The following is a 17,996-nucleotide window of genomic DNA, read 5'->3' as shown; positions in this document are numbered from 1 at the left end:
GCGCCGCGTCTGGCTGATAAGCAAAATAAGCAGAGCACCGGACAGAGTGAGGGGCAGAGCGGGACCGCGCCACCGACAAAGGCAATGAGCGCCAGGGGCCCCCAGCCCTCGACGGCATTCACAGCCAAGCCGCCGCATCCAATAATGCCGCACGACAGGTGCCGCTGCCCTCAATAGGGGCGCTCACCATGGCTCAGGTCTGGCCGACTTCGTGTTGGCTGCAAACGGAGCGCGTTGCCGGACAATCGAGGGTCGTTCGACGACAAAGGACGCCAAAACCGCAAAATTTGTGCCACGGCGGGCGGGCGCGGCTTGTGAAGGGCCCCCGAGGTTGGCTATCGTTTCAGCAATAGACATGCAAGCAGGGAGGTGTGCATGGACAGAATATTGCAGGCGTTGTCGCTGCAAGTGACCGGGGCGCGGGATCTGGAGAGCCTGACCCGCCCGCTGCTGGAGATGCTCGAAACGGTCACCGGGCTTGAATCCACCTATCTGACCGAAATCGACCTTGGTCACGACACCCAACATATCCGCTTTGCCCGCAACGCCGCCGACCTGCAGATCCCCGAAGGGGCCTCGGTGGCCTGGGGCGATACCCTCTGCCGACGGGCCCTCGACGAGGGGCGTTTCTACACCGACGATGTGGCGAGCTGCTGGGGAGATTCCCAGGCGGCGCAGGCGCTCGGCATTCGCACCTACCTGAGCTGCCCGGTACGCACCCCTTCGGGCTCCCTCTATGGCACCCTGTGCGCCGCCAGTGCCAAACACAAGCCGCTGACGGCGGGATCGGATCACCTGATCGCCTTCTTTGCCCGGCTTATCGCCGAGCAGGTAGAGCGCGAACAGCTGCTGCAGCAGTTGCAGCAGGCCAACCACGAGCTGTCGCGCCAGGCGCTGAGCGACCCGCTGACCGGGCTGCCCAACCGGCGGGCGCTGATGCACGAGCTCAACCGGCTGTTTTCACTGGCGGAGCGGGTCGAGCATCCGCTGCTGCTCGGCTTCATCGATCTCGACGGCTTCAAGGCCATCAACGATACCCACGGCCACGACACCGGCGACCTGTTGCTGCAACGGGTCGCCGCGGCGCTGTCAACCGTGCTGCGCGGCAGCGATCTGCTGGCGCGGGTGGGGGGCGACGAGTTCGTGGCGGTGGGGATGGGGCCGCAGTGCGGCGAAGAGACGCGGGAGGCGGCGGTGCAGGGCTTTCAGCGCCGCCTGTTCGAGGCGAGCCTGGTGCAGCTCGAGGTGCCCGCCGGCCTGCTGCACTATCCCGGCGCCAGCGTGGGGGTGGTGGCCATCGATCCGGCCAGCAGCACGGTGGATGAGGCGCTGAGGCTGGCCGATGCCTGCATGTACGAGGTCAAGCGCCAGCGCCGTCGGCCGAGCTGACTGCGCAGGCGAAAACAGGCAAACAAAAGGGGCCCCGGCGGGCCCCTTTTTCATGCCGCCCCTCAGCGGGCGGGGAAGTACTTGGCCTGGATCTGCTGGAACTCGCTGCTGGCCAGCACCTGGGTCAGGCCGCTCTGGAACTCCTTGACCAGCTCGTCGCTCACCGGGTGGCTGAAGGCGAAGCAGAACTGCTCCGAGCTCAGCATCCAGAACACCTTGAACTGGGCGGGATCCAGCTGCTGGGAGGCGATCAGATCCAGCATGGTGGTCTTGTTGGTGGAGATGAGATCGACCCGGCCCGAGGTGAGCATCTTGAGCGCCTGGGGCAGGCGATTGGCAGTCATGATCTTCTGTTCGTCAAAGCCGTTGTTGAGCAGCAGCTGCTCCCCCACGTCGGCCCGCACCGCCCCTATGTTGTACTTTTCGGCATCTTCCAGCTTGGCGATGTTGACCGGGCTCTTGGCCAGCCCCATCAGCACGATTTCGGCATAGCCGATGGGGCAGGCCCACTTGAACAGCGGATCCCGCGCCTCGGTGCGGGCGGTGGAGAAGAGCACTACGTTGGGTTTCTGGGTCAGCAAGTAATAACCCCGCGCCCAGGGCATGATGGTGATGGGTTGCTGCGGGGTGTTGGTCTTCTGCCAGACCTGCTGCAGCAGCTCGACGGCGAGCCCGGTGGGGGCGCCGGATTCGTTGGAGAAGTTGTAGGGTTTGTACTCTTCGGTGAGGTAGTGCAGCTTGCCAAGCTCGGGACTGGCCTGGGCCAGGGTGGCAAACACGAGTGCGGCGAATCCGGTCCATTTTTTCATTTTGGCCATCCTGGTGGGGTGTTGCGTCACTCTCAAGTGTTATCAAAGCCCGCCAAATCGCCACTCGCCGCGCACTGGCGGCGAGAGGTATAGGGTCTTGCTCAGGGGGCGGGCAGGTATTTGAGCCGCAGTCCTTGATATTCCGAAGAAGCGAGCGCCTGGGTGAGGGCACGCTGGAACTGCTTGATGACGCCGTCATCCACCTGGCGACTGAAGGCGTAGCAGAGCTCCTCGGCATCCAGCACGAAGGCCACCGTGAAGTCATTGGCATCGAGCTGCAGCGCCTTGATGGCGTCATAGCCAGCCAGCTTGCCGGTGGCCAGCAGATCGGCGCGGCCCGACACCAGCATCTTCAGCGCCTGGCTCAGCCGGTTGGCGGAAATGATGCGACTCTCGTCCATGCCGCGGTTGAGCAGCAGCTGTTCGGAGGCATCGGCGCGCACGGCGCTGATGCGGTAGTCGTTGATCTGCTCGACGGCGCTGAGGGTGAGGGGGCGGCGCTTGTGGGCCAGCAGCACGTACTCGGAGTAACCGATGGGGCACACCCACTTGAACAGGGGATCGCGGGTGTCGGTGCGGGCGGTGGAGAAGAGCACCACGTTGGGTTTCTGGGTCAGCAGGTAGTAACCCCGCGCCCAGGGCAGGATGCGAATGGGCTGGGCGGGGGTCTGGGTACGCTGCCAGATCAGTTGCAGCAGCTCTACCGCCAGCCCGCTGGGCTGACCGGCCTGGTCGGCAAAGTTGTAGGGGGGATACTCCTCGGTCAGGTACTCCAGCTTGCCGAGCTCGGCCTGCGCCGTGCCAAGGCATGACAACAGCAGCAGGCAACCGCAAAACCTTATCCTCATGGGCATTCCTTGGCGTAGCGCGGGCGATCATCTTGCCCTAGTGTGGGCAAAAAAGCCTGATATTGCCAGTAGTTACCAGCGCGCTCTGGTATTTCCCACCGGTTTCAACTGCTCGTCGCGCAGCCCCACCAGCAGCGCCTTGCCGCTCTCCTGCAGGCGAAATTCGCCGTAGCGCGCCGCCTCGTACTGCTCGCCGGAGCCCTCTTCGAAGAAGTAGGCGTCGGGGCCGATGAGCCACTGGCCGTCGCTGCGGCGCACCTGCAGCCGCCGCTCATCGCGGGCCAGCTGATCCGGCTTGCCCCCTTCCACCCAGCTGGCGACCTGCTGCTCGTCGAGGCGGATCACCAGGGTGTCGGCGGGGGCCTCATCCTGTTGCCGGTTGCCAAGCTGGCGAGCCAGCTCGTAGTTGAGGCGCATGTAATCCCCCTGCATCAGGGAGCGCGGGTCGACCGGGGCGAGGCGCAACAGCACCACCTCGCCGCTGCTCATGGCGCGCTCGTAGCGCCAGACGGTGACATTGATGGCCGCCAGGATGGCGAGGCCGGTCAGCAGCAGGGCGAGTCGTCTCATGAGGGGCTCCGCAGGCTCAGCCGTTTGAGCAGCTGACGGGCGCCGAGCAGCAGGGCGCCCGAGCCCAGCAGCAGCCAGGATTTGGTCATCAGGGTCAGCCCCAGATCGTAGTAATAGAGGGAGCCAAAGCCGACCAGCAGCAGGCCGGCCAGGGTCATCAGGCCGACGCTGCCGGCATAGAAGCCGAGCACCAGCACCAGGGCGCCGGCCCCCATGCCGGGGATGAGGGCGCTGATCATCACCAGCGGCAGCCCGTACAGCAGCGGCAGTTTCAGCCGGACCATCAGCCCCAGCAGCAGGGCGGCGCAGAGCAGCGGGTTGAGCCAGAGCGGCAGGCGGGAGTGGCCCAGCTCGTCGAGCATGCTGGCGCCGCCGTCCCACAGCGGGTGGTGCAGGCGCCCCAGCACCAGCAGGGAGAGCGCCAGCCCCAGGGTGAGGGATTCATAGAGCTGATGGCGCAGTGGATCGCGCTCGGCCTGCAGCCAGCAGAGCGCCACCGCCGTCATCACCAGCGGCAGGGCCAGCAGTTGCAGGCCGAGGCAGGCGAGGGCAAGGGTGAGCAGTATGGCGGCGGCGAAGCTGTGAAACAGCCGGATCAGCCAGTGCTCGAACAGGGCGGCGATGGCCAGCGACAGCAGGGCGAGGGCGAACCAGAGCGGGGCCGAGTGCAGATCCAGCCGATCGAGCAGGCCGTAGAGCAGCCAGGCATCGCCGGCCAGTGCCAGTGCCAGCACGAACTGATCCCACAGATCGCTGCGGGTGGCGAAGCGGTTGAGGCAAAAGGCGATGACCATCAGCACGACGCCCATCAGCAGGGCGCTGTCGGCATCCCGGGTGAGCTGGGAAAACGACATGAACAGGAAGAACAGCAGGAACAGGGCGGCAATCCAGCCCACCATGCCGAGCAGAAAGCGGCTCGACCAGTGGGGCTGGTCGTCACGGGGGGCATCCCCCTCCACCAGCTGGGCCCGTTGCAGTCGCTGCCAGGGGGTCAGATCACTCATGGGGCCTCCGTTGTTGTTGCAGCCAGCGGCTGGCAGCCACCGACAGGCCGATGGCGATGAGGCAGAGCAGCAGGAAGCCGTCCACGTCCGGCTCCATCCATTTGCCGAGCGCCGTCAGCACCACCACGATGACGCTCAGGCAGCCCATGGCGAGCCCGGCGATGAATCTGTGGTGCCAGCGCAGGTAGGCGGCCGCCAGCCAACCGAGCCAGGCCGGCCAGACCCAGGGGGAGGCGACATCGAACAGCGCCAGCAGGGTCAGCAGGGTAACGCCGAACCCGGCGGCCAGCCCCGCCAGCCAGGAGGGCATCAGCCGGTAGTGAGCGGGCACCAGCAGCAATATGCCCCAGAGGGCGGCGTTGAACAGGGTCAGGCACCAGCCGAGGGCCTCCTCGTTGAAGGCGAAGAAGAAGTTGAACAGGCCGAGCCGCCAGTAGAGCACCAGCGCCAGCTGGCCGAGCAGCCAGCTCAAGGTCCACAGCAGCGGGCTCTGGCCGAACGCCGCCAGCGGCAGCAGCATCAGCGCCCAGGTGGCGAACAGCTGCCAGGGATCGGCGCCGGTCTGGTAGGTCTGCCCCACCAACGCCAGCAGGGCGCCTATGTTGAGGGCGATGGCGAGCAGCAGCGCCTGGCGCTGACTGTCGGCGAGGGGCTTGCGCCACAGCAACAGCAGCATGGCGAGCAGCGGCAGCTCCAGCAGCGCGAGGCGTGAGAGGCGGCCCAGCTCCTGCCAGTTGAAGGCAACGAAGAACACCAGACCGGCGCCGAGGCACAGGCTGCCAAGCCAGAGCAGCAGCCGATCGAACAGCCACTGCCAGCGGGCAGGGCCGGGGGGCAGCTCGCACAGGGCGAGGGCGGCGGGCAGACTGGCCCGCGCGAGGCGTCCACGCCTGACCCAGTCGAGCAGCGTCTGTCTTGAAGTGAAGTGCATGGGATGCTCCATCAGGTTTGCCGCATTATGCCACGGCCATGGCGCCGATTGGCAGCCCCCGTCTGCGGGCGCGACCAGCCCGGCAAGCGGATGCAAAAAGCCCCGCCAAAGGGCGGGGCTTGCAAGGACACGACATGGGCGCGGGAGTGGCGTCGGCAAGTGCTCACCCTTGCCTCGCCACCTTCTGACCCGGCCGGGTCAGGCGAACAGCAGGGTGCTCACCCCGAGGCCCACAAACAGGATGGCGCAGGCGATGCGGATCCCCTTGAGCGGCAGGCGATCGGCCCCCAGCTTGCCGAGCAGCACCACCGGCACGTTGGCCAGCATCATGCCGAGGGTGGTGCCGGTGATGACCTGGGTCAGCGAGTCGTATTTGGCCGCCAGCAGCACGGTGGCGATCTGGGTCTTGTCGCCGATCTCGGCGATGAAGAACAGCACGAAGGTGGCCATGAAGGGGCCGTATTTGTCGAGCGGGCTCTCCTCGTCGTCCATCTTGTCCGGCACCAGGATCCAGGCGGCCATGGCAATGAAGGCACCGGCCACCAGGTAGGTCATCACCTTGGGATCGAGCCAGCGGCTGATGAACTCACCAAGCCAGGCGGCGCCGGCGTGGTTGAGCAGGGTGGCTGCCAGCATGCCGGCGATGATGGGCCAGGGCTTGCGAAAACGACAGATGAGCAACAGCGCCAGCAGCTGGGTCTTGTCGCCGATTTCGGCGATGGCCACGCTGAGGGTTGAGGTTAACAAGGCTTCCATAAAAATGACCGGGGGACGGAATTGTTATACCTGAGACAAGCCTGCGCCATCCGTCCCCGGTATTGGCACTGGCCCGTCAAAGGTCTTGTCAAATCCGCGGCTGGCGTGGATCACCCTGACCATGGTGAGTTGGCACCAAGTATGTTGATCAGGGTCGCGAACCGGTTTGGGGCCGGCTGGCGAGACTACTCCCCCTCGATGGGAGCGGGCATTCTAGGGAAAAAGCGAAAGTGACGCAAGCCGGGCGGCGCGGGGATCAGCCGCCCACCAGCTTGACGCTGAAACCGGCCTTCTCGAGCTCGGCCTTGATCAGATCCCGTTTGTCTCCCTGGATCTCGATCACCCCCTCTTTCAGGCCGCCGCCGGTGCCGCACTTTTTCTTGAGCAGGGTGGCGATGCTCTTTTGCTGTTCGGCCGGGACGCCGTGGATGGTGATGACCCCGGCGCCCTTGCGCCCCTTGGTTTCGCGGCGGATGCGCACCACCCCGTCGGTGGGGAAGGGGGAGGCGGATTGCGGCTGGCTCTGTTCTTTGATGATGCCGCCGTCCGTGCTGTAAACCAGGCGGCTGTTGCTGTCGTGACTCATGGCAGTTATTTGTGGGTTAGCTAAGCGGAGTTTGATTTTACTCAAATAAGCGTTGAAAACACGGATTATAATGCCCCAAGTAAAAGAGAATTATTATTGTTTAACTTCAGGAGTCAGTCATGGTACTCGCGCAGTTGTCACCGGGACAGAGTGCTCGCATCAAGAACATGAATCAATTGACCCGTCCCCTGCGGCGCAAGCTGATGGTGATGGGCTTGTTGCCCCAGACTGAAGTCATCTATTTGCGCGCGGCCCCGCTCGGGGATCCGCTGCAGATCCAGTGTCAGGGGATCTGCCTCTCCATGCAAAAAAGCCTTGCCCAGCAAATCGAGGTCGAGCCGGTATGAAATACACCTCACAAAACAATCGTCTTGGTCAAAGCACTATCGAGGTTGAACCGGTATGAACTACTCCCTGGTAACCGTCGGCAACCCCAATAGCGGCAAGACCTCCCTGTTCAACGCCCTGACCGGGGCCCGCCAGCAGGTGGGCAACTGGAGCGGCGTCACCGTCGACAAGAAGATGGGCGAATTCAGCGCCCAGGGCCACGACTACAAACTGATGGACCTGCCCGGCATCTACAGCCTGGCCAACCAGGAGGGGAGCCTGGACGAGCAGATCGCCAGCCGCTTCGTGGAGGGCCAGCAGCCGGATCTGCTGCTCAACGTCATCGATGCCGCCAACCTGGAGCGCTCCCTCTACCTCACGCTGCAACTGCGCGAGCTGGGGCTGCCCATGGTGGTGGTGCTCAACAAGATGGACATCCTGCAAAAGCGGCGCATCACCATCGACGAGAGCAAGCTCGCCAGCACCCTCGGCTGCCCGGTGGTGGCCCTCTCGGCCCACAACCGCCAGCAGGTCGCCGTCTTCAAGAACCAGATCCAGCAGTTTATCGGCCAGCCGCAGCCGGCGCTGCTGTTGGACTACGGTAGCGAGCTTGAAAAAGATCTGGCGGAGCTGGAGACCCTGCTCGCCCCGCACCACCTCACCACCCGTGGCCGCGCCCTGCGCCTGCTGGAAGAGGATGCGGTGATGCAGGAGACCCTGCTGCCCGGCCAGCAGGCCGCCGCCGCCAACGTGGTGGCCCGCGCCCACCACGGGCAGGATGTGGACCTGCAACTGGCGGACATCCGTTACGGCCACATTCACCAGTGGGCCGCCCAGGCGTGCCAGCAGAAGGGCAAGCTCACTGCGGCCCAGAGCGAGCGGCTCGATCGGGTGCTGCTCAACCGCTGGTTTGGCATCCCCTTCTTCCTGCTGGTGATGTACCTGATGTTCATGTTCGCCATCAAGGTGGGCAGCGCCTTCATCGACTTCTTCGACATCATGGGCGGCGCCCTGTTTGTCGACGGGGTGCACCACCTGCTGGGGCTGATCCATGCGCCGGACTGGCTGGGGGCCATCCTGGCGGACGGCTTCGGGGTGGGCTTGCAGACCGTTGCCACCTTCATCCCGGTGATCGGCTGCCTCTACCTGTTCCTGGCGGTGCTGGAGAGCTCCGGCTACCTGGCCCGCGCCGCCTTCGTGGTGGATGCCCTGATGCGCCGCCTCGGCCTGCCGGGCAAGGCGTTCGTCCCCATGCTGATGGGCTTTGGCTGCACCGTGCCCTCGGTGATGGCGACCCGCACCCTCAACTCCGAGCGTGAGCGGCTGATGACCTCGGCCATGGCCCCCTTCATGTCGTGCGGTGCCCGCCTGCCGGTCTACGCCCTGTTCGCGGTGGCCTTCTTCCCCGAGTCGGGCCAGAACCTGGTGTTCGGTCTCTACCTCATCGGCATCCTGGTGGCGGTGCTCACCGGCCTGTTGCTGCGCAGCACCCTGCTGCCGGGCAAGAGCGACTCCATGCTGATGGAGATGCCGGACTACGAGTGGCCGCGCCCGGTCAACGTCGGCATCAAGACCTGGCAGAAGCTCAAATCCTTCGTGTTCGGCGCCGGTAAAACCATAGTTCTGGTGGTCGCCGTGCTGAGCGTGCTCAACTCGCTCGGCACCGATGGCAGCTTCGGCCACCAGGAGCAGGAGAGCTCGGTGCTGAGCAAAATCAGCCAGGCGGTGACCCCGGTGCTGCACCCCATCGGCGTGCGCGATGACAACTGGCAGGCCACGGTCGGCATCGTCACCGGCATCTTCGCCAAAGAGGCGGTGGTCGGTACCCTCAACAGCCTCTACGCCGGCAGCGGCGACGGGGAAGAGGAGGCGAGCGAGTTCTCCCTGGTGAACAGCTTCCAGGAGGCGATCGCCGCGGTCGCCACCAATCTGGCCGACATCGACCCGACCGACCCCATGGGGCTGGCGGTGGGCAACCTGGATGACCAGAAGGCTGCCGCCGAGGCGCAGGAGGTGGACGTCTCCACCTACGGCAACATGCAGAGCCACTTCGATGGCGCGGCCGGTGCCTTTGCCTACCTGTTGTTCGTGCTGCTCTACATGCCCTGCGCCGCCGCCATGGGCGCCCTGGTGCGGGAGACCGGCCGCCAGTGGGCCCTGCTGACCGCCGCCTGGTGCAACTACATGGCCTTCATGTGTGCCACCGTCTTCTATCAGCTGGCCACCTTTGCCGCGCACCCCGAGCAGAGCCTGTTCTGGGTGGCGAGCTACGGCGGCTCCCTGCTGCTGCTCTGGTGGGCCGGTCGTCGCCACGGCGACATCGTCGCCCGCAAGGTGGTGACCCTATGATCCTGCGCGAGCTGGGGGAGTACCTCGCCGCGCAGCAGAAGGTGAGCCGGCGCGAGCTGGCCCGCCACTTCCACACCTCGGAAGATGCGGTGGAGGCCATGCTCGGCGTCTGGATGCGCAAGGGGCGGGTCGCCAAGCGAGAGACCCAGGTGTGTGGCGGCTCCTGCTGCGGCAAGAGCCAGGAGGTGATGTTCGAATGGTGCGAGCCGGGCCAGATTGGTCTGGTGCAAAAGGGCTGAGCTCACGCCCGAACCCCCGCATTCAGATATAAAAAGACCCGCCGCTGGCGGGTCTTTTTATTGGCGCGTGTTCGCCGTGTTGGCAGTGTTCGCGTAAGGGTGGGGGGCAGATCAGCGCCCCGGCCAGCGCTGGCCCACCTCGGCATGGCGATACCAGGCCATCAGCGCCTGCTGGCCGGCGAAGTCGTCCACCGCCGGTGACCAGGGGGCGAAGTCCTCTTCCCGAAAGGGGGCGTAGGGGCCGTGCTTGACCTCGAAGATGACGGCGCCGGGATCCAGAGAGAGCACCGCATGCCAGCTGGCGACGGGGGTCTCCAGCACCGAGGTCTCTTCCCCCAGCACGGCACGAGCAATGACGGTGCCCTCGTCGTCGAAGTTGAGCACCACGAAGCGGCCTTGCAGCGAGGTGAGCAGCTCCCAGGTCTGCAGGTGGCGATGGGGGCGGATATAGGTGCCCGGCTCCATGGCGATGGCCAGGCGCTGGATGGGGTCGGCCAGCTCCTGATGCAGGTTGTGGTTCATGCGCAGGCGCGGGGAGTGGGCGGCCTCATCGGCGAGGCTGGCAAGGCGGGCAACATCCAGTTTTTTCATATGCGATTCCATGGTGAGACGAAGGCAGGGCCGAGCGCAGAGTAGCATGCCCGGCAACCTGTCAGGCAAGGGGCGAGCGGTAAGCAAATGTAAAAAGGGAGCCATTTTGACTCCCTCTGCTATGACTGTTCGGCATCACAATCTGGCCAGCATCTCCTTGGTGACCAGCACTATGCCCTGCTCGGAGCGGTAGAAGCGGCGGGCATCCTCGCAGGCGTTTTCCCCCACCACCAGCCCTTCCGGCAGCTTGCAGCCCTTGTCGATCACCACCCGGCGCAGCCGGCAGCCCGGGCCTATCTCGACCCCGGGGAAGATCACCGCCTGATCCAGGGTGCAGAAGGAGTCGACCCGCACATTGGTAAACAGAACCGAGCTGACGATGAAGGAGCCGCTGACAATGGTGCCGCCGGCAAACATGGAGTTGATGGTCATGCCGTGCTGGCCGTTTCTGTCCTGCACGAACTTGGCGGGCGGGGTCATGTTCTGGCTGGTCCAGATGGGCCAGTCCTGATCGTAGATGTCGAGCTCCGGGGTGACGGAGGCGAGATCCATGTTGGCTTCCCAGAACGAATCCACCGTGCCCACGTCGCGCCAGTAGGGGCGCTTTTGTGGGCAGCAGCCGACGCAGGACATGCTGAACGGGTGGGCGTAGGCGGTGCCCTCTTGCACCACCCGCGGGATCACGTCCATGCCGAAATCGTGGTGGGAGGCCGGGTTGGCGAGATCCTCTTCCAGCAACTGGTAGAGGTAGTCGGCCTCGAAGATGTAGACCCCCATGGAGGCCAGCGCGGTGTCCGGTTTGCCCGGCATGGCGGGTGGGTTGGCGGGTTTCTCGACGAAGGCGTTGATCTTGCGATCCCCATCCACCGCCATCACCCCGAAGGCGCTCGCCTCATCCCGCGGCACCTCGATGCAGGCCACCGTGACCCTGGCCCCCATGTTGACATGATCGAGCAGCATGGCGGCGTAATCCATCTTGTAGATGTGATCCCCCGCCAGCACCACCACATACTTGGGGCCGTGATCGCGAATGATGTCCAGATTCTGGTAGACCGCATCGGCGGTGCCGCGATACCAGTTGACCTCGTCCACCCGTTGCTGGGCGGGCAGCAGGTCGATGAACTCGTTCATCTGGTAGCGCAGAAAGGACCAGCCGGACTGCAGGTGGCGCAGCAGGCTGTGGGATTTGTATTGGGTCACCACCCCGACCCGGCGAATGCCGGAGTTGATGCAGTTGGAGAGTACGAAGTCGATGATGCGGAACTTGCCGCCGAAATGCACTGCCGGTTTCGCCCTGTTGTCCGTCAACTGTTTGAGGCGACTGCCCCGCCCTCCTGCGAGAACCAAGGCCATGGTCTCGTTCAGCAACTGTCTGGACTGTGCTGTATTGGCAGGTTGTAACAACATTGAATACCCCTTTATTGATAGAACTCCTTGATACTGCCTCCTTTGAAGCCAGTATGAAAGTGCTTTCACTCACACTTCTCACACGCCTTTTCGGTGAAGTGATGGTTTTGTCATTTGTGATGACAAAATCTGTCGCAGATGGCGCGATAGTTCACCAGATGTCACGGCGGCGCTGGGCTGGCGGGGAAGGCGGTGGCCTTGAAGGGCGGCCAGATGCGGGCGTTTCTTGTGCAAACACCCACCGAAGCGGGTGTTTGCAGGTACTGTCAGAGGCGGGCGAGGTCAGAACAGATCGTCTTTCTCGTCCTTGGTGGGCTCGAGGCTCCAGCCGGTGGCATCGCTGCTGCTCGCGATCTGGCCCTTTTCCTTCCACAGCTTGATCTTGAGGCGCAGGTTGTTGGCCGAGTCGGCGTTCTTCACCGCCTCCTCCTCGTCGATCACCCCCTCTACCACCAGATCGAACAGGGCGCTGTCGAAGGTGACCATGCCGAGGGCCTTGGACTTCTCCATCACCTCCTTGAGGCCGCCAAATTCGCCGCGTTTGATCATGTCGCGAATGGTGTGGGTGCCCAGCATGATCTCCACCGCTGCCCGGCGACCACCGTCGCTGGTTTTGACCAGCCGCTGGGAGACAAAGGCCTTGAGGTTGTTGCCCAGATCGTTGAGCAGCTGGGGCCGGCGCTCTTCCGGGAAGAAGTTGATGATGCGGTCCAGCGCCTGGTTGGCGTTGTTGGCGTGCAGGGTTGAAATCGCTAGGTGGCCGGTCTCGGAGAAGGCCAGCGCGTGCTCCATGGTCTCGCGATCGCGAATCTCACCGATGAGGATCACGTCCGGCGCCTGGCGCAGGGTGTTCTTCAGGGCGGCGTGGAAGCTGCGGGTGTCCACCCCCACCTCGCGCTGGTTGATGATGCTCTTGCGGTGGCGGTGCACGAATTCAACCGGATCCTCGATGGTGATGATGTGGCCGCCGCTGTTGCGGTTGCGATGGTCGATGAGGGCCGCCAGCGAGGTGGACTTGCCCGAGCCGGTACCGCCGACGAACAGCACCAGGCCGCGCTTCTCCATGATGGTGTCGAGCAGCACGGGGGGCAGTTTCAGATCCTCGAAGCGGGGGATTTCGGTCTTGATGTTGCGCGCCACCAGCGACACTTCGTTGCGCTGCTTGAAGATGTTGATCCGAAAGCGGCCGATCTGGGGCAGCGAGATGGCGAGGTTCATCTCCAGCTCCCGCTCGAACTGCTGCTTTTGCTCGCCGTCCATGATGGCGTCGGCTATTCTGGCCACCTCGCCGGGCTCGAGCGGCGTCTCACTGAGCGGACGCAGGCCGCCGTTGAACTTGGCGCAAGGGGGGGCGCCGGTCGACAGATAGAGGTCGGAGCCATCCTGCTTGGCCAGGATCTGTAGCATGTCTCGCAATTCCATTGGTTTTGCCTCGTCTATCAAGCAGATGCAATTACATCGAATGTCATTGAGTGTACAGCGTCAGGCGCCGGTGAGTTTCTCGCGAAAAACAAAAAACACCGCGCCCAGGATGCACAGGCCGGCCCATAGGTAATCCCATTTCAGATCCTCTTTCAGATAGAAGATGGAGAAGGGGACGAACACGGTGAGGGTGATCACCTCCTGTAGGATCTTGAGCTGGCCGACGGAGAGCACGGTGTGGCCGATGCGGTTGGCCGGCACCTGCAACAGGTATTCGAACAGCGCTATGCCCCAGCTCACCAGGGCGGCGATGATCCAGGGTTTGTGATTCATGCTCTTGAGGTGGGCATACCAGGCGAAGGTCATGAAGACGTTGCTGCACAGCAGCAGGCCGATGCTGGTAAAGATAGGGTTCATTAGGTTCTCCTTTAAAATCAATCGCATTTTATCTCCGAACCACGGGTTTTCATAAGTGGGGCGGCAGGGTATTTTTAATCCATCAAGGATGAAGTCACAGAGGGTTGTACGGGATGGGCAAGACAAGCTGGGGTGTGCTTGGTCTGCTGTTTGCCTGCCTGGTGCATGGGGCGCCGACCCTGACGGTGGCCACCGATGTCTGGCCGCCGTTTCGGATCGTGCAGCCGGACGGCCGCTTCGGCGGGCTGGACATGGACATCTTGCAGCAGTTGCAGCGCCGCAGCGGCATCCGCTTCGAGGTGAAACGGGTGCCCTGGGGGCGGGCGCTCAAGCAGATGCAGACCGGCCAGGTGGACCTGATGATCGGGCTGGCGATGACGGCGGAGCGGGCAGCCTTCATCGATTATCTGCAGCCGGCCTACTATCAGTGCCGGCCGGCCTTCTACGGCAAGGCGGCGGCGGTATCGACCCTGCGCACCTACGCCGACCTGCAGGGCAAGAAGGTGGGCTATGTGCTCAATTCGGCCTATTTTGCCCCCTTTGATGCCGACAACCGGCTCGACAAGCACGGGGTGCCCACCGAGGATCAGCTGCTGCGCATGGTGCAGCGCGGCCACCTGCCGCTGATGATCGGCACCGACTGCCAGGTGGACTACGCCCTGAGCCAGGACAACGAGGCCGGCCTGCTCAAGGCGGCCTATCAGCCGCCGCAACCTGTGGTGCTCTATCTGGGCATGAGCAAGCACTCCCCCCATCAGGCGCTGCAGCAACCGCTGGCACTGGCGCTGCAGGAGCTGGTGGCAAGCGGCGAGATCGCCGCCCTCGCGAAGCCTTACCAGCCTTGACCTCGGGTAGTAACACGCTGTTATCATGCGTTTTTCATGACTCGCGCCAGCTGCTCGACAAGCTCTGGCGCTGGCTCGTTCTCACCTTCGGAGAGCCTCTGTGTATCTCTCTTTGCTCGCCCGCCAGCAGCGCTGGCAGCGGCGCTGGTTGCTCGGTCTGCTGCTGCTGACCCTGGCGCTGTTTCTCTGCTCCCTCGCCTGGGGCGAATTCGTCTTGCTGCCCTGGCAGCCGCTGGGGGATCTCGAGCAGCGCATCCTGCTGGAGCTGCGTCTGCCGCGCGCCCTGCTGGCCCTGTTGGCGGGGGCGGCGCTCGCCTGTGGCGGCGCCGTGCTGCAGGTGATGCTGCACAACCCGGTGGCCGAACCCGGCCTGCTCGGCGTCTCGAGCGGGGCGGGATTGGCCGCCATGGTGGCGATGGCGGTGGCCAAGGCCCTTGGTGTCTATCTGCCGGGCTGGGGGTTGTCGCTGGCGGCCTTTGGCGGCGCCCTACTGGTGACCATGCTGCTCATTCGGCTGGCGCGCCGGGCCCGGCTCGGCCACGCCCGGTTGCTGCTGTTCGGGGTCGCCATCGGCATCCTCACCAATGCCGCCATGACCTGGTTGATGTACTTTGCCGATGACGGCTCCCTGCGTGAATTCATGTTCTGGATGATGGGTAGCCTGGCCTACGGCAGCCAGCAACTGGCCTGGTGGTGGCTGCTGTTCCCGCTCGCCCTCGGCTGGCTCGGCTGGCAGGGCAAGGCGCTGCAGCAACTGCTGCTGGGAGAGACCCAGGCCCGCCTGATGGGGCTCGATGTGGACAAGATGCGGGTGCGGCTGGTGCTGGCGGTGTGCCTGCTCACCGGCATGGCGGTGGCGCTGTGTGGTGTCATCGGCTTCGTCGGGCTGGTGGTGCCCCATCTGCTGCGGCTCTGTGGCGGCAGCGATCAGCGCTTCCTGCTGCCCGCCTCGGCGCTGGGGGGCGGCGCCTTGCTGCTGGCGGCCGATCTCATCGCCCGCTCCGCCCTGCAGGCGGGGGAGCTGCCCATCGGGGTCATCACCGCCTCGGTCGGCGCCCCGCTCTTCATCTATCTGTTGTTGAGGCAAGATGCCCATGCCAGCACCTGATCTCCTCGGGGGCCAGCCCCCCTTGCTGGCGGCCCGCGCCCTGGCCGTCGCCAACCGGCTCGCACCCCTCGACCTTGCCTGGCAGGGGGGCCAGCTGGTAGCCCTGCTCGGCCCCAACGGCAGCGGCAAGTCGACCCTGCTCGGCGCCCTGGCCGGCCTCTTGCCGGGGCAAGGGGAGGTGCGCATCGGCGGGGCGTCGCTGGCGGACTTGAGCTGGCCGGCGCTGGCACAGCGGCGGGCCATGCTGCCCCAGCGCCAGCCCCAGCTGTTCCATATTCCGGTGTTCCAGGTGCTGAGCCTGGGGCTCGATGAGGCTCAACCTGCGGCCAGACAGAACGAGGCCATTCAGGCGCTGTGCCAGGCGCTGGAGCTGGAAGCCTTGCTGGCGCGGGACTTCAGCCGCCTGTCGGGCGGGGAGCAGCAGCGGGTGCTGATCGCCCGCACCCTGCTGCAGGTGTGGCCGAGCCTCAATCCGGGCGGGCGCGTATTGCTGCTGGACGAACCGCTGGCGGGGCTGGATCTGCACCATCAGCTGGCGCTGCTGCGGCTGCTCAAGCAGCTGGCCGGGCAGGGGTTGCTGGTGGTGCTCGCCATCCACGACATCAACCTGGCCATCGACTGGGCCGATCGCCTGCTCTGTCTGCAACAGGGACGGGTGGTGCGGGAGGGGGGCGTCGAGCTGGTGGACGAGGCGCTGCTGGCGCAGGTGTTTCAGATAAAGACCGATCGCATCGAGGCGGGCGGCCGGGTCTGGTTTATGCCGAGCCTGTGAGAGACAAGCAAGGCCCTGGCGTCAGCCGAGGGCCTTTTTGAAGAAGACGACCCGCTCCGTTTCGGCAAAGCCGAGTCGCTGGTGCAACTGCTGGGAGGCGAGGTTGTCGATGGCAGCGTCGGAGGCCAGCTCGCGACAACCGAGCTCGCGGCCCCACTGGGCCACCCGGGCGATCAAGGCCTGGGCCAACCCGCGCCGGCGTGAAGCCGGCTGCACATAGACCCCTTCCAGATAGACCACCGGGCTGCTCTCGCAGCCGTTCACGTAATCGTGGCGCAGGGCCGCATCGGCAAAGGCTACCGCCTGGTTCTGCGCATCCAGCACCAGAAAGGCGTTGAGATGGGCTGCGGCCAGCAGTTCGGCCCCGTCCTGCAGATGGGCCGCCATTTCGTGGTGCGGCCACAGCTGCTGGCGCAGGGTTGCCCACTGTGCCAGCAGCGTCTCATCGAGAGGCACTATCCGCCAGTCGGCGTTCGTCATCCGCACTCAACCCTGCTGCTTGGCAAGGCGCACCAGGGCGGCCTCGGCCAGCATGGCCAGCAGGGTTTCTGTGTCGCTCCAGGAGAGGCAGGCATCGGTGATGCTCTGGCCGAAGGTGACGGCGCAGCCGTTCTCCACATCCTGCCGCCCTTCCACCAGGAAGCTCTCGGCCATGATGCCGGCGATGCCGGTGCGGCCGCGGCGCAGCTGATCACAGATGTCCTGCGCCACCAGCAGCTGGCGACGGTGATCCTTCATGCTGTTGCCGTGGCTGAAATCCACTACCAGCCGCTCGGGCAGGCCCACGTCGGCCAGCGCTTCGCAGGCTTCATCGATGCTGGCGGTGTCGTAGTTGGGGCGGTGACCGCCGCGCAGGATCACGTGGCCATAGGGGTTGCCGGCGGTGCGGTAGATGGTCATCTTGCCGTCCTTGTCCGGGGAATAGAAGATGTGGCTGTGACGGGCGGCGCGCACCGCGTCGATGGCGATGCGGGTGTTGCCGTCGGTGCCGTTCTTGAAGCCGACCGGGCAGGAGAGGGCGGAAGCCATCTCGCGGTGCACCTGGGATTCGGTGGTGCGCGCGCCGATGGCACCCCAGGTGATGAGGTCGCTGATGTACTGGCCGGTCACCATGTCGAGGAACTCGGTGGCGGTGGGCATGCCGAGGGCGTTGATGTCCACCAGCAGCTTGCGGGCCAGTTTCAGCCCCTCGTTGACGTCGAAGCTGCCATCGAGGCGCGGATCATTGATGAGGCCTTTCCAGCCGACGATGGTGCGCGGCTTCTCGAAATAGGTGCGCATCACGATGCACAGGCTCTCTTTATACTGCTCGCGCAGGGCATTGAGGCGCAGGGCGTACTCGTGGGCGGCGGCCGGATCGTGAATGGAGCAGGGACCGACGATGACCAGCAGGCGCTGATCCTCACCGGCCAGGATCGCTTCCACTTCGCGGCGGGCATCCAGCAGATTCTGGGCAACGGTGTCGCTTAACGGGAAGGCGTGCGCCAGTTCGCTGGGAGTGATCAGGGACTCCAGGCGACGGGTGCGCAATTCATCGGTGTGAATGGACATACGACTCGATTCTCGAAATGGGTGGCGTGGGCAGTAGCAATGACTGAGTGCCGAAGAGGCAAAGGGATAAAATAA

The 17,996-nt window shown here is 64.7% G+C and carries 20 protein-coding genes; 7 read left to right on the top strand and 13 right to left on the bottom strand.

The genetic code is table 11. The features are described from left to right. Nucleotides 1–375 precede the first annotated feature (375 nt). The gene (locus tag QLG02_RS00280; protein WP_282464203.1) at nucleotides 376–1,389 is read left to right on the top strand and encodes a sensor domain-containing diguanylate cyclase; all 1,014 of its coding nucleotides are present in this window, start codon (nucleotides 376–378) and stop codon (nucleotides 1,387–1,389) included. Between the two features lie 62 nt (nucleotides 1,390–1,451). On the opposite strand, the gene QLG02_RS00275 is transcribed toward QLG02_RS00280, so the two are convergent. The 7 genes from QLG02_RS00275 to QLG02_RS00245 form a co-directional block, all read right to left on the bottom strand. Then, complete coding sequence (locus QLG02_RS00275; protein WP_282464202.1) at nucleotides 1,452–2,198, bottom strand: transporter substrate-binding domain-containing protein; 747 nt, start codon at nucleotides 2,196–2,198, stop codon at nucleotides 1,452–1,454. 101 nt (nucleotides 2,199–2,299) lie between these two features. After that, nucleotides 2,300–3,046: a transporter substrate-binding domain-containing protein gene (locus tag QLG02_RS00270; RefSeq protein WP_017410863.1), complete on the bottom strand. Its 747-nt coding sequence runs from the start codon at nucleotides 3,044–3,046 to the stop codon at nucleotides 2,300–2,302. 72 nt (nucleotides 3,047–3,118) lie between these two features. Beyond that, nucleotides 3,119–3,616, bottom strand: coding sequence for a GDYXXLXY domain-containing protein (locus QLG02_RS00265; RefSeq protein WP_282464201.1), 498 nt, complete (start codon nucleotides 3,614–3,616; stop codon nucleotides 3,119–3,121). Continuing rightward, complete coding sequence (locus QLG02_RS00260) at nucleotides 3,613–4,620, bottom strand: DUF4401 domain-containing protein (protein WP_282464200.1); 1,008 nt, start codon at nucleotides 4,618–4,620, stop codon at nucleotides 3,613–3,615. Before QLG02_RS00260 ends, QLG02_RS00265 begins: the two co-directional genes overlap by 4 nt. Further along, nucleotides 4,613–5,551, bottom strand: a complete 939-nt coding sequence (locus tag QLG02_RS00255; RefSeq protein WP_282464199.1) for a DUF2157 domain-containing protein — start codon at nucleotides 5,549–5,551, stop codon at nucleotides 4,613–4,615. Before QLG02_RS00255 ends, QLG02_RS00260 begins: the two co-directional genes overlap by 8 nt. Nucleotides 5,552–5,749: 198 nt before the next feature. Continuing rightward, nucleotides 5,750–6,307, bottom strand: coding sequence for a TMEM165/GDT1 family protein (locus QLG02_RS00250; protein WP_010633534.1), 558 nt, complete (start codon nucleotides 6,305–6,307; stop codon nucleotides 5,750–5,752). Between the two features lie 256 nt (nucleotides 6,308–6,563). Beyond that, complete coding sequence (locus QLG02_RS00245; RefSeq protein WP_282464198.1) at nucleotides 6,564–6,893, bottom strand: stress response translation initiation inhibitor YciH; 330 nt, start codon at nucleotides 6,891–6,893, stop codon at nucleotides 6,564–6,566. 119 nt (nucleotides 6,894–7,012) lie between these two features. On the opposite strand from QLG02_RS00245, the gene QLG02_RS00240 reads away from it, so the two are divergent. The 3 genes from QLG02_RS00240 to QLG02_RS00230 are packed head-to-tail and all read left to right on the top strand — an operon-like array spanning nucleotide 7,013 to nucleotide 9,808. After that, nucleotides 7,013–7,240 carry a FeoA family protein gene (locus QLG02_RS00240; protein WP_005302641.1) on the top strand — a complete coding sequence of 76 codons (228 nt, stop codon included), beginning with the start codon at nucleotides 7,013–7,015 and terminating at the stop codon, nucleotides 7,238–7,240. 55 nt (nucleotides 7,241–7,295) lie between these two features. After that, complete coding sequence (gene feoB, locus QLG02_RS00235; RefSeq protein ID WP_282464197.1) at nucleotides 7,296–9,569, top strand: Fe(2+) transporter permease subunit FeoB; 2,274 nt, start codon at nucleotides 7,296–7,298, stop codon at nucleotides 9,567–9,569. Further along, the gene (locus tag QLG02_RS00230) at nucleotides 9,566–9,808 is read left to right on the top strand and encodes a FeoC-like transcriptional regulator (RefSeq protein ID WP_011706553.1); all 243 of its coding nucleotides are present in this window, start codon (nucleotides 9,566–9,568) and stop codon (nucleotides 9,806–9,808) included. Before feoB ends, QLG02_RS00230 begins: the two co-directional genes overlap by 4 nt. A 111-nt stretch (nucleotides 9,809–9,919) precedes the next feature. On the opposite strand, the gene QLG02_RS00225 is transcribed toward QLG02_RS00230, so the two are convergent. The 4 genes from QLG02_RS00225 to QLG02_RS00210 all read right to left on the bottom strand — a co-directional run bounded on the left by QLG02_RS00225 (nucleotide 9,920) and on the right by QLG02_RS00210 (nucleotide 13,645). Further along, nucleotides 9,920–10,399, bottom strand: coding sequence for a WbuC family cupin fold metalloprotein (locus tag QLG02_RS00225; RefSeq protein ID WP_282464196.1), 480 nt, complete (start codon nucleotides 10,397–10,399; stop codon nucleotides 9,920–9,922). Nucleotides 10,400–10,534: 135 nt separating this feature from the next. Continuing rightward, entirely contained in the window at nucleotides 10,535–11,806 is a 1,272-nt protein-coding gene (gene glgC, locus QLG02_RS00220) for a glucose-1-phosphate adenylyltransferase (protein ID WP_011706551.1), read from the bottom strand. Between the two features lie 282 nt (nucleotides 11,807–12,088). Continuing rightward, nucleotides 12,089–13,228: a type IVa pilus ATPase TapW gene (tapW, locus tag QLG02_RS00215; protein WP_011706550.1), complete on the bottom strand. Its 1,140-nt coding sequence runs from the start codon at nucleotides 13,226–13,228 to the stop codon at nucleotides 12,089–12,091. A gap of 60 nt (nucleotides 13,229–13,288) precedes the next feature. Then, nucleotides 13,289–13,645 carry a DMT family protein gene (locus tag QLG02_RS00210; protein WP_005302630.1) on the bottom strand — a complete coding sequence of 119 codons (357 nt, stop codon included), beginning with the start codon at nucleotides 13,643–13,645 and terminating at the stop codon, nucleotides 13,289–13,291. Between the two features lie 113 nt (nucleotides 13,646–13,758). Between QLG02_RS00210 and QLG02_RS00205 the strand changes: the two genes are divergently transcribed. The 3 genes from QLG02_RS00205 to QLG02_RS00195 all read left to right on the top strand — a co-directional run bounded on the left by QLG02_RS00205 (nucleotide 13,759) and on the right by QLG02_RS00195 (nucleotide 16,370). Then, nucleotides 13,759–14,490, top strand: a complete 732-nt coding sequence (locus QLG02_RS00205; RefSeq protein WP_029300033.1) for a transporter substrate-binding domain-containing protein — start codon at nucleotides 13,759–13,761, stop codon at nucleotides 14,488–14,490. 100 nt (nucleotides 14,491–14,590) lie between these two features. After that, on the top strand, nucleotides 14,591–15,598 hold the full coding sequence (btuC, locus tag QLG02_RS00200; protein ID WP_103828718.1) for a vitamin B12 ABC transporter permease BtuC: 1,008 nt from the start codon (nucleotides 14,591–14,593) through the stop codon (nucleotides 15,596–15,598). Next, nucleotides 15,585–16,370, top strand: coding sequence for an ATP-binding cassette domain-containing protein (locus QLG02_RS00195; protein WP_181014921.1), 786 nt, complete (start codon nucleotides 15,585–15,587; stop codon nucleotides 16,368–16,370). The genes btuC and QLG02_RS00195 overlap by 14 nt, the downstream gene beginning before the upstream one ends. A 21-nt stretch (nucleotides 16,371–16,391) precedes the next feature. Here QLG02_RS00195 and aac(6') read toward each other — a convergent pair whose 3' ends face one another. Both aac(6') and QLG02_RS00185 read right to left on the bottom strand, forming a co-directional pair. Next, a complete protein-coding gene (gene aac(6'), locus QLG02_RS00190; RefSeq protein ID WP_282464195.1) occupies nucleotides 16,392–16,850 on the bottom strand; it encodes an aminoglycoside 6'-N-acetyltransferase in 459 nt (152 codons plus the stop codon). A 6-nt stretch (nucleotides 16,851–16,856) separates the two neighbouring features. Next, nucleotides 16,857–17,921 (bottom strand): 3-deoxy-7-phosphoheptulonate synthase, encoded by a 1,065-nt coding sequence (locus tag QLG02_RS00185; protein WP_017410874.1) that lies wholly within the window; start codon nucleotides 17,919–17,921, stop codon nucleotides 16,857–16,859. Between the last annotated feature and the right edge of the window lie 75 nt (nucleotides 17,922–17,996).

Source organism: Aeromonas sp. V90_14 (assembly GCF_029967615.1).
In the GTDB taxonomy this organism is placed as follows: Bacteria; Pseudomonadota; Gammaproteobacteria; order Enterobacterales; family Aeromonadaceae; genus Aeromonas; species Aeromonas hydrophila.
Note: the sequence above shows the minus strand (reverse complement) of the source record. Positions and strands in the feature narration are given on the sequence as shown.

Bases quoted from the DNA above. Each gene is read 5' to 3' on its own strand.
- QLG02_RS00280 (WP_282464203.1), top strand. From the start codon at position 376: ATGGACAGAATATTGCAGGCGTTGTCGCTGCAAGTGACCGGGGCGCGG.
- QLG02_RS00275 (WP_282464202.1), bottom strand. From the start codon at position 2,198: ATGAAAAAATGGACCGGATTCGCCGCACTCGTGTTTGCCACCCTGGCC.
- QLG02_RS00270 (WP_017410863.1), bottom strand. From the start codon at position 3,046: ATGAGGATAAGGTTTTGCGGTTGCCTGCTGCTGTTGTCATGCCTTGGC.
- QLG02_RS00265 (WP_282464201.1), bottom strand. From the start codon at position 3,616: ATGAGACGACTCGCCCTGCTGCTGACCGGCCTCGCCATCCTGGCGGCC.
- QLG02_RS00260 (WP_282464200.1), bottom strand. From the start codon at position 4,620: ATGAGTGATCTGACCCCCTGGCAGCGACTGCAACGGGCCCAGCTGGTG.
- QLG02_RS00255 (WP_282464199.1), bottom strand. From the start codon at position 5,551: ATGCACTTCACTTCAAGACAGACGCTGCTCGACTGGGTCAGGCGTGGA.
- QLG02_RS00250 (WP_010633534.1), bottom strand. From the start codon at position 6,307: ATGGAAGCCTTGTTAACCTCAACCCTCAGCGTGGCCATCGCCGAAATC.
- QLG02_RS00245 (WP_282464198.1), bottom strand. From the start codon at position 6,893: ATGAGTCACGACAGCAACAGCCGCCTGGTTTACAGCACGGACGGCGGC.
- QLG02_RS00240 (WP_005302641.1), top strand. From the start codon at position 7,013: ATGGTACTCGCGCAGTTGTCACCGGGACAGAGTGCTCGCATCAAGAAC.
- feoB (WP_282464197.1), top strand. From the start codon at position 7,296: ATGAACTACTCCCTGGTAACCGTCGGCAACCCCAATAGCGGCAAGACC.
- QLG02_RS00230 (WP_011706553.1), top strand. From the start codon at position 9,566: ATGATCCTGCGCGAGCTGGGGGAGTACCTCGCCGCGCAGCAGAAGGTG.
- QLG02_RS00225 (WP_282464196.1), bottom strand. From the start codon at position 10,399: ATGAAAAAACTGGATGTTGCCCGCCTTGCCAGCCTCGCCGATGAGGCC.
- glgC (WP_011706551.1), bottom strand. From the start codon at position 11,806: ATGTTGTTACAACCTGCCAATACAGCACAGTCCAGACAGTTGCTGAAC.
- tapW (WP_011706550.1), bottom strand. From the start codon at position 13,228: ATGGAATTGCGAGACATGCTACAGATCCTGGCCAAGCAGGATGGCTCC.
- QLG02_RS00210 (WP_005302630.1), bottom strand. From the start codon at position 13,645: ATGAACCCTATCTTTACCAGCATCGGCCTGCTGCTGTGCAGCAACGTC.
- QLG02_RS00205 (WP_029300033.1), top strand. From the start codon at position 13,759: ATGGGCAAGACAAGCTGGGGTGTGCTTGGTCTGCTGTTTGCCTGCCTG.
- QLG02_RS00195 (WP_181014921.1), top strand. From the start codon at position 15,585: ATGCCAGCACCTGATCTCCTCGGGGGCCAGCCCCCCTTGCTGGCGGCC.
- QLG02_RS00185 (WP_017410874.1), bottom strand. From the start codon at position 17,921: ATGTCCATTCACACCGATGAATTGCGCACCCGTCGCCTGGAGTCCCTG.